Origin of the sequence: Hamadaea sp. NPDC051192 (genome assembly GCF_040682475.1) — a bacterium.
Lineage (GTDB): Bacteria > Actinomycetota > Actinomycetes > Mycobacteriales > Micromonosporaceae > Hamadaea > Hamadaea flava.
Genome location: NZ_JBFBAZ010000176.1, coordinates 1 through 13968 on the forward strand (window position 1 = coordinate 1; position 13968 = coordinate 13968).

The 13968-nt window shown below is 70.4% G+C and carries 16 protein-coding genes; 10 read left to right on the forward strand and 6 right to left on the reverse strand.

The window, feature by feature from the left end; genetic code table 11:
• Window positions 1-567, reverse strand: a 567-nt coding sequence (locus AB0M47_RS38275; protein WP_363422942.1) for an NAD(P)H-binding protein, incomplete at its 3' end; no start/stop codon positions are given.
• Between the two features lie 68 nt (window positions 568-635).
• On the opposite strand from AB0M47_RS38275, the gene AB0M47_RS38280 reads away from it, so the two are divergent.
• Window positions 636-1163: a MarR family transcriptional regulator gene (locus AB0M47_RS38280; protein WP_363422944.1), complete on the forward strand. Its 528-nt coding sequence runs from the start codon at window positions 636-638 to the stop codon at window positions 1161-1163.
• A 162-nt stretch (window positions 1164-1325) separates the two neighbouring features.
• On the opposite strand, the gene AB0M47_RS38285 is transcribed toward AB0M47_RS38280, so the two are convergent.
• Window positions 1326-2255 carry a YegS/Rv2252/BmrU family lipid kinase gene (locus AB0M47_RS38285; RefSeq protein ID WP_363422946.1) on the reverse strand — a complete coding sequence of 310 codons (930 nt, stop codon included), beginning with the start codon at window positions 2253-2255 and terminating at the stop codon, window positions 1326-1328.
• A gap of 90 nt (window positions 2256-2345) precedes the next feature.
• On the opposite strand from AB0M47_RS38285, the gene AB0M47_RS38290 reads away from it, so the two are divergent.
• Window positions 2346-2873, forward strand: a complete 528-nt coding sequence (locus AB0M47_RS38290; protein WP_363422947.1) for a GNAT family protein — start codon at window positions 2346-2348, stop codon at window positions 2871-2873.
• Window positions 2870-2998 carry a hypothetical protein gene (locus tag AB0M47_RS38295; protein ID WP_363422949.1) on the forward strand — a complete coding sequence of 43 codons (129 nt, stop codon included), beginning with the start codon at window positions 2870-2872 and terminating at the stop codon, window positions 2996-2998. The genes AB0M47_RS38290 and AB0M47_RS38295 overlap by 4 nt, the downstream gene beginning before the upstream one ends.
• Window positions 2999-3095: 97 nt before the next feature.
• Here the strand turns inward: AB0M47_RS38295 and AB0M47_RS38300 are convergent, their stop codons facing one another.
• Window positions 3096-4358, reverse strand: a complete 1263-nt coding sequence (locus AB0M47_RS38300) for an MFS transporter (protein ID WP_363422950.1) — start codon at window positions 4356-4358, stop codon at window positions 3096-3098.
• A gap of 47 nt (window positions 4359-4405) precedes the next feature.
• Here AB0M47_RS38300 and AB0M47_RS38305 point away from each other — a divergent pair, with 47 nt between their 5' ends.
• From AB0M47_RS38305 to AB0M47_RS38335, 7 genes are all read left to right on the forward strand, one after another.
• The gene (locus AB0M47_RS38305) at window positions 4406-4831 is read left to right on the forward strand and encodes a helix-turn-helix domain-containing protein (RefSeq protein WP_363422951.1); all 426 of its coding nucleotides are present in this window, start codon (window positions 4406-4408) and stop codon (window positions 4829-4831) included.
• A gap of 9 nt (window positions 4832-4840) precedes the next feature.
• The gene (locus AB0M47_RS38310; protein WP_363422952.1) at window positions 4841-5779 is read left to right on the forward strand and encodes a ribose-phosphate pyrophosphokinase; all 939 of its coding nucleotides are present in this window, start codon (window positions 4841-4843) and stop codon (window positions 5777-5779) included.
• 229 nt (window positions 5780-6008) lie between these two features.
• Window positions 6009-6536 (forward strand): hydroxyphenylacetyl-CoA thioesterase PaaI, encoded by a 528-nt coding sequence (gene paaI / locus AB0M47_RS38315; RefSeq protein WP_363422954.1) that lies wholly within the window; start codon window positions 6009-6011, stop codon window positions 6534-6536.
• Window positions 6523-7542, forward strand: coding sequence for a hypothetical protein (locus AB0M47_RS38320; protein WP_363422956.1), 1020 nt, complete (start codon window positions 6523-6525; stop codon window positions 7540-7542). Before paaI ends, AB0M47_RS38320 begins: the two co-directional genes overlap by 14 nt.
• Window positions 7535-8746: an AMP-binding protein gene (locus tag AB0M47_RS38325; RefSeq protein WP_363422958.1), complete on the forward strand. Its 1212-nt coding sequence runs from the start codon at window positions 7535-7537 to the stop codon at window positions 8744-8746. Before AB0M47_RS38320 ends, AB0M47_RS38325 begins: the two co-directional genes overlap by 8 nt.
• On the forward strand, window positions 8746-10041 hold the full coding sequence (locus AB0M47_RS38330) for an MFS transporter (RefSeq protein WP_363422960.1): 1296 nt from the start codon (window positions 8746-8748) through the stop codon (window positions 10039-10041). Before AB0M47_RS38325 ends, AB0M47_RS38330 begins: the two co-directional genes overlap by 1 nt.
• Complete coding sequence (locus tag AB0M47_RS38335; protein ID WP_363422962.1) at window positions 10041-10880, forward strand: SDR family NAD(P)-dependent oxidoreductase; 840 nt, start codon at window positions 10041-10043, stop codon at window positions 10878-10880. The genes AB0M47_RS38330 and AB0M47_RS38335 overlap by 1 nt, the downstream gene beginning before the upstream one ends.
• 59 nt (window positions 10881-10939) lie before the next feature.
• Here AB0M47_RS38335 and AB0M47_RS38340 read toward each other — a convergent pair whose 3' ends face one another.
• The 3 genes from AB0M47_RS38340 to AB0M47_RS38350 all read right to left on the reverse strand — a co-directional run.
• The gene (locus AB0M47_RS38340) at window positions 10940-11725 is read right to left on the reverse strand and encodes a DUF3050 domain-containing protein (RefSeq protein WP_363422964.1); all 786 of its coding nucleotides are present in this window, start codon (window positions 11723-11725) and stop codon (window positions 10940-10942) included.
• A 43-nt stretch (window positions 11726-11768) separates the two neighbouring features.
• Window positions 11769-13463: a class I adenylate-forming enzyme family protein gene (locus tag AB0M47_RS38345; protein WP_363422966.1), complete on the reverse strand. Its 1695-nt coding sequence runs from the start codon at window positions 13461-13463 to the stop codon at window positions 11769-11771.
• On the reverse strand, window positions 13460-13968 hold a 509-nt coding region (locus tag AB0M47_RS38350), incomplete at its 5' end, for an FAD-dependent oxidoreductase (RefSeq protein WP_363422968.1). The genes AB0M47_RS38350 and AB0M47_RS38345, both read right to left, overlap by 4 nt.

Here is a 13968-nt window from a genome sequence, read left to right on the forward strand (position 1 = left end):
GACCTTGTCGGCCTGGCTCAGCGACTGCTCGCCGGTCAGCACGTACGCCTCGCCGGCGTGCCCGTCGGTGGTCAGCGCCAGCACGCCGACCTCGGCCAGATCCCGCTCATCCACCGTCGAGGTACGCGCGGCGGCGTACGCCCCCCGCACCGTGCCGGTGGCCTTGATCTGCCCGGCCCAGGTGAACGTGTTCGCCGCGAAGTCGGCGCAGCGCAACATCGTCCACTCCGGACCCATCGCCCGGACGGCGTCCTCCGTCGCGATGAAGTGCTCGCGGAACCGGGCCTCCCCGGCCGGGTAGGGGATCGTCAATGAGGAGACGACGACGATCCGCTCAGGACGCAGCACGGCGACGTCGGCCAGCCGATCGCCGAACGCGCGAGGGCTGAGCAGGACGCCGTCGACCCCGCCGAGCGCCGTAACCTCATCAGGATGGACGAGCTGAGCTTCGGGCGGCAGGGCGGCGTGCGGATCGCGGGTGACCGCCGCGACCTTGACGCCGCGCTCGACCAGGAGCCGGACCGCCGCGCGGCCGACCATGCCGGTTGCTCCAGTGACCAGGAACATCGCTGCTACTTCCTCTCATCGGCGTATCATATGAGAACCATACTAGTTGAGTTTGAGGTTCAGACAATATGAGTCACGTAACATCTCGTTCCCGGGCGGGCGGCGACGAGCCCGCCGACGACGAGCCGGCGGGCGAGGGGCGTACGCGGCGGCGGCTGACCGCACAGGTCAAGGACTCGCTGCGCGACCTGCGCAATCAGCTGGCGATGCTGAACCGGCAGGTGAGCGGGAAAGTCGAGCTGAAGGAGATCGACCTCGACTGCCTGGACCTGATCAGCCGGAACGGCCCGCTGACCCCCAGTACGCTCGCCCGCCGCGCCGGGCTGCACCCGGCCACCCTGACGGGCATCCTCGACCGGCTGGAGAAGGCCGGCTGGATCGCCCGCGAACGGGACCCGGTCGACCGCCGAGCGGTGACCCTCCGTGCCCTGCCCGACCGGGGCCGGGAGATGTTCCGCCTGTTCAGCGGCATGAACTCCGCGATGGACGACGTCTGCGCCGGCTACAGCGAAGCGGAACTGAAACTGATCGCGGACTTCCTCGCCCAGGCGAACGACGCGGGCGACACCGCCACCCGCGACCTCGCCGCCTCCTGATCATCGCGCATCGCGCTCGCTCAGCGCTGGATCACGGATCTCGGTCGAATCATGGGCCAAGATTCGACCCGGAACCCTGATCCAGCGCCAAAACCGCACCGCCGATGGGGGCAGCGCCGATGGCGGAGCGCCGAAGGGGGCGGCGCCGAAGGGCTCGGTGGGTCAGCGGTCGGGGAAGTCGGCCGCGACCATCACCCGCAGCGCGTTCGGCAGGATGCGGACACGCACCGGCGTACGCCCCAGCACTTCGCCGTCGATGTCCAGCGGGAGCGCCGGATCGGTCTCGACGAGCACCTCGGGCGCGGCCAGGAACGGCGACCCCTCGACCGTGCGGAGCCGCCCGGTCACCAGATGCCGCAGGGTCGCCCCGAGCAGATGCCGCCGCCCATGCCGGCCCAGCGCGTACGCCATCAGCAGCCGATCGTCCGCACTGCCGTCGCGGGCGATCGGGTTGCCCGCGTGCGAGTTGCCATTGGCGATGTTGAGCTGATGCGTGCGGACGCGGCGAACCTCCCCGCCCGCGGTCACGACCGCGTCGAACGGCCGATGCGCGGGCAGCCGTGTCAACGCGGTCAACGGGTACGCCACCCGCCCGAGACGCCGCTTGAGCCGGTGCGGGACATGCTCGGCGACCTGCGCGGAAAGCCCGATCGACACGAGGTTCGTGAAGATCCGCCCAGCCGCCTCGCCGAGGTCGACGTCGGCCACCTTGCCCTCGGTGAGCAACGCCAGCGCGCCCGCCACATCCAGCGGCACGCCGAGCGTACGGGCGAAGTTGTTGGTGGTGCCGAGCGGCAGCAGCCCCATCGCCACATCCCGGTGCGCCAGATGCCGCGCGGTCTCACTGATCGTGCCGTCGCCACCCCCGGCGACCAGCAGATCCGGGCCCAGCGCCAGCGCCTCGGCCAGCACCTCCGGCAACCGCTCCGGCCGCTCCAAGCCGAACCGCGCGAGCAGGTGGAAGCCCGCCTCGTCGAGATGGCGCGACACCTGCTCGAAGTGGTCGCGTCCCCGGCGGGATCGGGTGTTGACGAGCAGCACCGTCCGCCGGTCCTGGCGGATCGCGGTGTCCAGCTCGATCTTGCTGCGCATGGCACGGGATGTTACCGGCCTGGTCAGCCCCGAGTACGCTGAGTTTCTCGCTCACCGGGCGCAGCCCGGCTTTCGGCGTACCGTCGCAGGATGAGCGACCCCCAGGTGAGCTTGCGCCCAGTCGCGATGGGCGACCTGGCGATGTTCCGGCGGTTCTGCCTGGAGCCCGGGTTGATCGGGCTGGACTGGGCCGGTTTCCGCGACCCCGAAGCGCCGGCCCGCCGCTTCGCCCTCGATTCTTATCTGGGTGAGCATGACGGCCGGCTGATCGTCGAGGCGTTCGACGCGAAGACGGCCGGTTTCGTCAGTTACCGATCTGGAACGTACGGCGGCCGCGCGCCCTATTGGGAGATCGGCATCGCGTTGCTGCCGGAATGGCGCGGCAAGGGAATCGGCTGGCGTGCGCAAGCGCAACTGTGCGACTACCTGTTCACTCACACTCCCGCGCAACGCGTGCAGGCCGGTACGCATCCGGAGAACCTGGCGGAGCAGAGCTCGCTGGTGAAAGCGGGATTCCAGCTGGAAGGGACCGTTCGCGCGTGCGAATTTCGGGCCGGGGCGTGGCATGACGGCTACCTCTACAGCCGCCTGCGCGCCGACCCGGCCCCATCGATATGAGGGAGGACCGTGACCACCATCCGGCTGGCACCGGCGCCCTCGACTGGAAGCCGGAGCCGCCGTCGTCGGACTGGCCGGACACGGATCCACTGCTGGAGACGATTCTGGTCAGCACCTGCTGGTAAGCAGCCCTCCGAGGTGGATCACCTCACCAGCGAGGAGAGCGCTGGGGTGAGTTCTGGCGACCTGGTCCTCATCCAGATCGATAGCTTCTGCCGGGAATCAGCCGGCTGATCCTGCGTCATGTGTTCGACGGGCTGGATCAGGAGCAGGAACGGGAGTAGTCGACCGCCGCCTTGGCGGGGGGACTCGTCGAGCGTTGCCGGGCAAGGCGATTGCGGCGAGCAGGGCGGTCAGCAGGACGGTGGCGCTGAAGATCGTCAGCGCGCCGGACAGTCCCGTCCAAGTGACGACGAGCGGGCCGAGGAGTGCTCCGGTCAGGGCCGCCAGGGAGTCGGTGGCGTAGAACGCCGCGAGGACTCGACCGCGTACGGCGTCGGGGGTTGCGGCTTGGAGCCGGTAGTGGGTGGCCGTCACGGCGATCGCACCCGGCACGCCCGCCGCAGTGATGGCAACGAGCGCGATCGGCAGGTTCGGTGCGGTGAACAGGACGAGGAAGCTGGCCCCGACCACCAGATAGGAGAACGTCAGCAGCGTACGCGTGGAGAAGCGGGGGAGCAGCCGGCCGGAGAGCGCTGAGCCGAGAAGGTAGCCGGCGCCGAGGCCGGTGACGAGCAGGCCCAGCGTCTGGGGCGGTTCGCCGAGTAGTTCGGCGAGGAACGGGATGAGCAATGCCGTGAGGGCGGCGTTCGCCGTCCAGTACGCCCACGTCGTCACCGCCAAGCCCCGCAGCAATGGCGTACGAGCAAGGTAGGCGAGACCAGCGCGAAGGCCGACCGGGCCGGAGACGGCAGGCGATGCCGACGTGACTCGCAGGCGGGCGAGCAGCGTGGCGGCGACGAGATAGCTGGCGGCGTCGAGCAGGACGACGTGGGTGAATGCGCCCTGGGTCAGCAGTGCGGTGCCCAGCATGGGGGCGGCCAGGCGCAGGACGGACTGGGTGACGGAGGTCGTGGCAGTCGCCGCGATCAGGTCGGCGTCGGCTGGGACGACTTGTGGGGTGAGGGCGCGGATCGCGGGCTGGAGGAAGGCGACGACCGACGTCTCCAGGAGGAGTCCGATGTAGATCGGGGTCGTTCCGCCGGGGAGCAGCATCGTCAGGACGGCGAGGGCGGCGGCGAGGTGGGCCGCCACGAGCAGGCGCCGGCGGTCGAAGCGGTCGGCGAGGACGCCGGCCCAGGGGGCGAGCAGGACGGCGGGTGCCGCTTGCAGCGCTAGGGCGAGGCCGGTCGCGCTCGCCTGGCCGGTGAGGCGGTAGACCTGGACGGGCACGGCGATGGTGAGCAGCCAGGAGCCGAGCGCGGAGACGGTGGCCGAGGTCCACAGGAGACGGAAGCCGGGGTGCCGCGTGAGGAGCGGTCGCATAACCGGGAGGGTATTCCCACAAGACAGTCTGTGGCAAGATGTGTCTTGTGGAGATAGATGAGCTGGGCGGGCGGCTGCGCGCCCGGCGGGCGGCCGGTGGGCGGACGATCGCGTCGGTCGCGGCCGACGCCGGGTTGTCCGTGCCGTATATCGCGAACCTGGAGAACGGCCGGGGCAATCCGACGCTGTCGGCGATCGCGTCGCTGGCCTCGGCCCTGGGGACGAAACTGCGCATCGACCTGGTCGAGGACGAGCACGAGAGCGGCGCCGGGCTGCCCGAGTCGCTGGTCGAGTTCGCTCAGGGGCCGAGGTTCCGGGCCGAGGCGCGACAGCTGCCGCCGGCCGCCCGGGAGCGGCTGCTGAGCGCGATGGCGGGGCTCGGCGCGCTCGCCGGGCGGCCGCTGAGCGACCTCGACTGGCATCGCGTCCTCGACACGGTGGTCCTGCTCAGCCGGGGTACGCCCGCCGGTTAGGCTGACCTCGTGCGCGACATCGCGGTCTTTTCCGGAAGTGCCCATCCCGAGCTGGCCGAGGAGATCTGTGATCAACTCGAAGTGCCGCTGCTGCCGTCCCGCCTCGCCCGCTTCGCCAACGACTGCCTCGAGGTGCAGTTGCAGGCGAACGTCCGCGAACGCGACGTCTTCCTCATCCAGCCACTCGTCCCACCGACCCAGGATCACCTCGTCGAACTGCTGATGATGATCGACGCCGCCCGGGGCGCCTCGGCGAGCCGGATCACGGCGGTCATCCCGCATTACGCGTACGCGCGATCGGACAAGAAGGACGCACCGCGGATCTCCATCGGGGGACGGCTCGTGGCGGACCTGCTCGTCGCCGCCGGGGCGAGCCGCGTACTCGCCATGGCGTTGCACTCTCCGCAGGTGCACGGCTTCTTCAGTGTGCCGGTGGATCATCTGCACGCGCTGCGCGAGTTGGCCCGGCACTTCCAGGGCTACGACCTGAGCAACACCGTCGTGGTCTCGCCCGACCTCGGCAACGCCAAGGAGGCGGCGGCGTTCGCCCGGCTGCTCGGCGTACCGGTGGCGACGGGCGCGAAGCAGCGCTTCAGCGACGACCGGGTGGAGATCAGCGCCATCATCGGCGAGGTCGCCGACCGGGACGTGATCGTCCTCGACGACGAGATCGCCCGGGGCACCACGACCATCGAGCTGCTCAAGCACCTGCGGGAGCGAGGCGTCCGGACGATCCGGATCGCCTGCACGCACGGTCTGTTCACGGCGGGCGCCGTCGACCGGCTGGCCGAGGAGCCCGGGGTCGAGGAGATCGTCTGCACCAACACGGTGCCGATCTCGAAGGAGAAGCGCATCCCGAAGCTGACCGTCATCTCGGTCGCGCCCGCGCTCGCCGAGGCGATGCGCCGCATCCACAACGGCGAGTCGGTCAGCGTCCTGTTCGGCTGACCCGTCTCTTCCGGCCGCTCGCTTCGGGCGCTGGATCAGGGTTCTAGGTCGAATCATGGCCCAAGATTCGACCCGGATCCCTGATCTGCCCCGAAAGCGGCGCCGCGGAAGCGGTGCCGCGGGAGCGGTGCCGCGGAAGCGACCGCTTTCGTAGCGGATTCGCAGTGAATCCGTAGCGCTCCCGGTGAGACTCCCCGCACCCGTGTGAGACGTGGTGTGGGGAGGCTCGATGTCGCGTACCGACGTTTTGGACCCGGTCGGCCGGTCGCTCGGTGTCGAGCTGATCGAGCTGGGGGCCGGGCACGCCCGGCTCCGTCTCGGCACCACGGGCGACATGCTCAACCGCCAAGGCGTGGTCCATGGCGGATACATCTTCCTGCTCGCCGACGCCGCCTTCGCGTACGCCGCCAACAGTCACGGACCGGTGGCGTTGGCGCAGCACGCCCAGATCACGTTCCTGCTTCCGGCGTACGCGGACGACGTGCTGGAGGCCGAGGCGGTCGAGCGGGCCCGGCAGGGGCGTACGGGGGTCTACGACTGCACGGTTCGCCGCCTCGGCGGGCCGGTGGTCGCCGAGTTCCGCGGGCAGAGCATCCAACTGCCCGTAGTGCCCCGTCAGCCGTCCGGCGAGGAAACCGTTCAGCCGTCCGGCAAGGAAACCGTTCAGCCGTCCGGCGAGGAAACCGTTCAGCCGTCCGATAAGGAGACCCGTCAGCCGTCCGAGAGGGACAGAGGGGACGAGGATGGAACTGCATGACGAGCGGGGCACGCTGCGCCGGATGGTGTGGCTGTTCCCGGATCGGGAGTCGACCCGGGCGACGCCCAAGTGGCACCGCGCGTTCTGGGACGCGTACGCGGAGGTCGCCGCCGAGTTGGGGCTGAGCTGGGAGTCGCATCCGCCCGACGACGTCGCGGTCGACGGGACGGACCCGGGCAACCTTCGCGTGTTCGTGGCGGGGGAGCCGGTGACGCCGGCCGACACGCTGTTCGTGACGTCGTTGTACTCGCTGCCCTATCAGGCGATGGACGTCTTCAACCAGTACGCCCTCTACGCCGTTCTGGAGAACTCCGGGTTCTACCTGCCGTCGCCGCCGTGGCTGTCGGCGACGGTCAACGACAAGCTGGCGACGCTGTTGCATCTCAAGGATTCGCCGATCCCGCCGATTCCCACCGTACGCATCGGCACCGGACGCGATCTGGGGCACGGCTTCCACGAGGCGGCGTTGGCGAACCTGACCTTCCCGGTGATCGTCAAGCCCACCGGCTGGTGTGCGGGCTGGGGCATCTGCATGGCCCACAACCTGGAGGACCTGCGCGGGCTGCTGTCGCTGGCGCAGGGCGGCGAGACGACGCTGGCCCTCCAGCCCTATCTCGGCGCGAACACCATCGACTACCGGGTCTACCTCATCGACGGCAAGCCGCACACTGTCGCCCGGCGTACGCCCGCCAGCGGCACCTATGTCGCCAACTACGGCCGCGGCGGCCGGCAGGAGTACGTGCCGTTGCCGACCGAACTGGCCGACGCCCTGGAGTACTTCGCCGACCGGGTGCCCATCCCGTTCCTGGCGGTCGACTTCCTCCACGACGGGAAGCGCTTCTGGTTCTCCGAGATCGAACCGGACGCCGCCATCGTCTGCCCGGATCACGACTCGCCCCAGGTGGTCCGCCGGCAGCGCTCGATCATCGAGGCGCGCTTCCGCGCGTACCGGCGTGGCCACACGAGGTGGCTGGGCCACAAGCTGAAGGAGGTCACCCATGCCTGAGTTCGTCAGTGACAGCCTGACCGGCGCGCACCAGGACCGCATCGCGGACCTGGTCGCCCAGCTGCGGTCGGTGGAGCCGCTCGCGTCCCGCTACCAGGGTGTCGGCGGCGTGGCGACGCTGGAGCAGCTGGAGAGCGTTCCGGTGATGCTCAAGGAAGACCTTCAGGTCGCCCTGCGGCAGCTCCAGCCTCGCGCCGCGAGCGGCGCGACGTGGGTCTTCCAGAGCGGCGGCAGCACCGGATCGCCGCAGGTCGGTTACGCGCCGACCGGGCTCTACATGCACGACGTGTACGCCCAGTGGAAGGCGCTCGGCCCGGACGACGTGTTCGTCAACGGCTGGAGCGCGGGGAAGATGTGGGGCGCCCACTTCCTCGTCAACTCCTATGTGGACCACGCTGGGTGCGTCGCGATGAACCTCGGCGCGATGACCAAGGACGAGTACACCCCGTGGCTGGAGTTCTTCGCCCAGCGCAAGGTCACCTCGTTCGGCGGTACGCCCAGCGTCCTGCGCCTGGTCTTCGGCCACGCCCGCGAGGCCGGGATCAAGCTGCCGGACCTGAAGTCGGTGCTGTGGCTCGGCGAGGGGTGGGACAGGCAGCTGGACGAGGACCTGCCGGTGGTCGCGCCGAACGCGCGCCGGTGGGGCATGTTCGGCAGCACCGAGACCTGGGTGATCGGCACGAACACGCCGGAGTGCGCCGCCGACACCTGGCACCCCCTGCCCACTCAGCTCGTCGGCATCGGCGAGGACGATCTGCTCGACTTCACCTGCCTCAGCCCGGAGGTGCTCAACCCGGTGCTGCGCTACCGGACCGGCGACGCGGGGCGGATCGTCACGTGCTCGTGTGGCGACCCCCGCGCGGCGGTCCAGGTGCTCGGCCGCCGGGACGGGCTGATCAAGTTCCGCGGCCATCTGCTCAACGTCGCGGACTTCGTCGGCGACCTCGGCGCGCTGCCGGGCGTGGCCCGCGCCCAGCTCATGGTCACCGACACGGACAACGGGCCGGTGCTGGAAGTGCTGGTCCTGCCCGCGGCGGAGACCGCCGGGCTGGCCGACCGGGTCCGGGAGCATGTCGTCGGGTCGGCGTTCGGGCCGAGCATCGTGTTCCAGCGCAATCCGCATGCGCTGGAGGTGGCCGTCGTCGACAAGCTCATCGGCAACGATCGCACCGGCAAGATCTCCGATCTCGTGGTGCGAGCCTGATGGCCGCCGCCGACGTCGAGGTCCCGGCTCGCTTGAGCCGGGACTTCCACCTGTTGTGGTCCGGTCAGACGGTCAGCTATGTCGGCGACCGGGTCACCATGTTCGTCGTCCCGGCGACGATGGTGTTCCTGCTCGGCTCGTCGGCGTTCCAGGTCGGTCTGGTCAGCACCGCGCAGTATCTCGCGATCCCGCTGCTCAGCCTGGTCGCGGGCGCGCTGGCGGACCGGTGGGACATGCGCCGCATGCTGATCGCCTGCGACCTGATCCGGTTCGCGGCCATCGCCGCGATCCCGGTCGCGTACTGGCGTGGGGTGCTGTCGGTCCCGCTCCTGTTCGGCTGCGTCGCGGTGGTCAGCGCGGCCACGGTCTTCTTCAACATCGGCTACATGCCCGCGGTCGCCACGATCGTTCACAAAGGCGAGCTGGTACGCGCGAACGCCCGCATGGAAGCCAGCCGTACGGTGTCGGAGCTGGGCGGGCCCGCCCTGGCCGGCGCCCTCTACCAGGGGCTCGGGGTGTTCTCGTTGCTGGTGGACGCGGCCACCTACCTGGCGTCGGCGGTCACCATCCGGGCGATGCGCCCGTTCGCCCAGCGGGAGCGTACGCACCAGCGGATCCTGGCCCGGTCGGTGACCGGGATGCGGCGCAACTGGAGCGATCCCGTGCTGCGCCGGAGCACGGCCGGCACCCTGCTGGCCAACATCGGCGGGCCGATCTTCGTCACCCAGATGCCTGTGCTGGCGTACCAGGGGCTGCACATGAGCGCCGGCGCCTTCGGCGCGGTGATGTCGGTCGCCGCCTGCGGCTCGATCCTCGGCGCGCTGATCGCCCCGAAGGTCAGCCAACGGGTCGGCTCGGGGCGGATGCTGGCCCTGTCGATGGTCGCCCACTCCGCCTCCGGGCTCGGGCTGCTGTTCGTGCCCCGGTTCCCGGGCGCGATCGTGCTGGCGACGACGCTCACCGCGTACGGCTTCTTCTTCGCCTGGTACAACATCAACAGCGCGGCCGTACGCCAGGCCCGGGTGCCCGTCGCCGACCAGGCGATCATCCATGGGGCGTACCGGACGATCACCTGGGGCGTCATCCCGATCAGCACCTTCGTCGGCGGCTGGGCGGTCACCCGGCTCGCCGCGCAGATCGGCGTCCTCGACGCGGCCAAGTACGCCATGCTCGCCGCGACCGTCATCGGCATCGCCTCGATCGTGCCGCTCGGCGGCATGCAACGCCTGCTGTCGACCGCCGCGCCGATGGCGGCCGCCCCGCCGCAGCGCTCCACCGTGGAGGCCAGCGCCTGATGAAGACCGTCCTCGTCACCGGGGCGTCCTCCGGGATCGGCCTGGCCACGGCCATCGCCGCCGCCCGGGCCGGGTTCGCCACCGTCGCCACCGTCCGCCGTCCCGACGGCGACCTCGCCCTGCGGGAAGCGGCCGAGCAGGCCGGCGTCGGCGTCGACGTGGTCAGCCTGGAGGTGACCGACCCCGAGTCGGTGACCGAATGCGTCCGATCCGTCATCGCCCTGCACGGCCGGCTGGACGCCGTCGTCAACAACGCCGGGATCGCCGCCATCGCGCCGACCCTCGAACTCGGTACGCCCGACGACCTGCGGCAGAGCATGGAGGTGAACTTCTTCGGCGTCGTCGCGGTCAGCCGGGCGGCGATGCCGCATCTGCGTACCACCCGGGGACGGCTCGTCACCATCAGCAGCGTCCGGGGCGTGATCGGGCAGCCGTTCAACGAGTGCTATTCGGCCGCGAAGTTCGCCGTCGAAGGCTTCATGGAGGCGCTGGCCCCGGTCGCCGCCGAGGTCGGCGTGGCGGTGTCCCTTGTGGAACCCGCAGCGGTGCTCGACACGGCGTTCGTCGCCAGCGCCCGGGCGGATCCGCTCGCCCTGCTCGCCCGGTCCGGCTGCTACGCCGAGGCGTTCCGGGCGTACCGGCGGTGGGTGGCGAGCGGGGCGATCGAGGGCGCCCAGGAGGCCGCGGAGGTCGCTTCGGTCGTGCTCGACGTCCTCACCTGCGAGCGGCCTCCGCTGCGGATCCAGACCAGCGAGTACGCGCGGCGGTACGTCGCTCGCAAGCTCGCCGACCCGTCCGGCGCGAGCATCCTCGACCTCACCAGTTCCTGGCTCCGCTGACGACAACCGACCTACGGAAATGGGCTCCGGCGTTCTGCCGGAGCCCATTTCGATGTGCGCTACTTGATGGCGGCGAGGATTCCCGTCCAGAGCCGGACCCGGGCGGCGAGCGCGTTGTTCACCGTCTCGGCGCACTCGGCCCACTTGGTGTCGTCGTCGCCACACAGGTCGGCGAGCATCTGCATGGCCATCGGGGTGTGCTCCTCCCCGTCGACCTCGATGTGCCGGGCGAGGTAGTCCACGAACGTGTCCAGCTTGCCGTCCTGGTGCGCGTTGACCTTCACGACCTGCTCGAACATGTCAGGGATGAGGTCCTCGCGGCCGAACGCGAACGCGGCGGCCTGGCAGTGCACCGGCGCCTCCTGGATGAACTTCCAGGTGGTCCGCACGAACTCCGCCGACGAGGCGGGCACGTCCGCCGCCTCCAGCGCGTCGAGCACGTCCTTGCCGTCGCGCAACAGCTCGATGAAGGCGTCGATGGCAGTCCGGTCCGCGCCGGACTGGGACATCCCGCCGAGGTACAGCTCGAAGTGGCTGATGAAGCCGCCCTGCAGTTCGTCGCTCTCCTCGACGAGGACGATGTCGTTGATCAGGCGGCGGCTGCCGGTCGGCCCGGTCGGCACCCAGGGCAGGTCGACGCAGGTCAGCTGCCGCTGCAACGACTTGAGCAGCGACATGAAGTCCCACACGGCGTACACGTGGTGCGTCATGAAGGTGGTGATGGCCTCGTGGCTGTCGAGCGCGGCGTAGAGCGGGTGGCCGACCACCTTGTCGCGAGCGGGGGTGATGGCGGCCTTCAGTCGTTCGATGCCGGGGTGGGTGTCGCCCCAGTCGTAACGAGACATGGTTGGTTCTCCTTGACCAGTCGGGGGGTGGGAGACGTGCGGATCAAGCGGTGAGCAATGTGGCGTGCCGCGTACGCAGCTCGCGCTTGAGCACCTTGCCGGTCGGCCCGAGCGGGAAGCCGGCCGCCGGGTCGGCGATGAGCACCGCGGCCAGGGACGGAAGCCCAGCTGCCGTGAGTTCCTTGTTCGCTCTCTCCAGCACGGCCTCGGCGGTCGAGTCGGCGCCCGCCTGGAGCTGGACCACCGCGATCGGACGCTGGCCACCCTCGGGCGCGGGCACCCCGACGACCGAGCAGTCGAGTACGACGTCGGCGCAGTCGGCGAGTAGCACCTCCTCCAGCCCGAGGCTGTAGACCGGGCCGGCGAGGGTGTCGATGACGTCGACTGTGCGGTCGAGGTGATAGAAGTTGCCGTCGGCGTCCACCCGGGCGACGTCGCCGGTCAGCCAGTAGCCGTTGAGCCGGAAGCTGTCGGTGAGCCGGTCGTTCTTCCAGTAGCCGGGCGTGATCGAGGGCGCCTGGACGGCCAGCAGACCGACCGTGCCGACCGGCAGCTCGGCTCCGTCGTCGTCGAGCACCGCCGCTTGGCGTACGGCGGGCTGGGGTTTGCCCACGCAGCGGTCGTTGCGAGGCGTCTCCGGCGTCCACAGCCCGCCGAACAGCGCCATCCCCATCTCCGAGGAGCCGAGCCCGTCGACGAACTGAGAGCCGGGCAGCGCCGCCTCGTCGGCCGCCTCCTTGGGCAGCAGCCACGGCTTGATCAGCCCGGCCGGGCGTTCGCCGAGGGTCACCAGGCGGCGGATGTGTCCAAAGTGGGCGGAGTCGCCGGTGTTGAACCACGAGTGCACCTTCGCCGCGCCCTTGACCGGCAGCTCGCCCGTGGCCAGTTCGACGAAGGTACGTGGGAACGAGGCCAGCATGGTCGGCTGGAACGCCTCCATCACCGGCTCGACCGCGGCGCGCCGCCAGTCGCCCATGACCACGGTCGGCAGCCCGATCAGGACGGCGGTGAGGAAGTAGCTGAGCCCGCCCGCGTGCGTGTGCGGCATCAGCGACATGAGCCGGTCGTACGGCTCGGCCGGGAACCGGGTCATCCGGTCCTGCTTGCCGTCCCAGAAGCTGCGGTGGCTCAGCGTCGTGGACTTGGGCGTGCCGGTCGTGCCGGAGGAGTGGATCAGCGCGCAGACGTCGTCGGGCTGGTGCTGATACGGGTACGCCTCCGGCAGCGCGACGGAGTCCGCGTCGAACGCGGCGACCTCGGCGGCGAGCGCGAGGAAGCGCGGCCGCCGTTGCGGATCCGCCCGGTACGCCGTCGCCAGCCGGGTGGTGTCGTCGGCCACGATGCCGACCACGCCGACGTGGTTCAGGTACCGGATCATGACGTCCGGCCGCATCGCGTCGTTGATCGCGGCCGGAATCGCGCCGAGCGCGGTCAACGCCAGGTAGTGCAGCAGCGGTTCGAGTCCTTCGGCGACCACGATGCCGACCGGTTCGCCGGGGCGTACGCCGTTGGCGTGGTACCACTTGGCGTACCGGTCGCGCAGGGTGGCGAGGTCCTGCAGGCTGTGCCCGCGCAGGACCACCTCGCCGCGATGATCGGTGGTGTGGCTGTACACCACCGGCACCGCCCGGTTCGGGTTGTGCCGGACGGCGTACTCGAGGAAGTTGCCGGCGCCGAGGCCGGGCTCGGTCATGAACTGCTCGCGCACCGCGAGCGGGGCGATCGGACTGTCGCTCATCGCGACCCTCCAAGGGTGGGATCAGTGGGGGTGAGAATTGCTTCCGCGGCCGCTCGGTGCCCGGAGCGGATCGCGCCTTCCATGAGCCCGAAGAACTCGGTACTCGTCTCGGTGCCGGCCCAGTGGACGCGGCCGTGCGGGCGGGTCAGATGGGGGCCGCTCCGGATCCAGTCGCCCGGCCCGAGGAGGGCGGCGTAGCAGCCCCGGCTGTGCGGGTCGGTGACCCAGTCGGTGACGTGGACGGCGATCGGCGCAGGCAGCTGCGGGAACAGCGCGGCGGCCTGCTCGGTCGCCTCAGCCCGCTGAGTCGCGAGGGGGAGCGCGGCGTACCGGTGGGCTTCGGCCCCGGTGACGAATCCGGTCAGCACCCCGACCGAGCCGTCCGCCGGCGAATCGTCCACGGTCGACAGCAGCGGCCCGCGTTCGCTGACCGACCAGCCCGACAGGCCGTGCGCCCGCCACAGCGGCGACGGGTAGACCAGCTGCACCTTGACCGCCGAGCCCG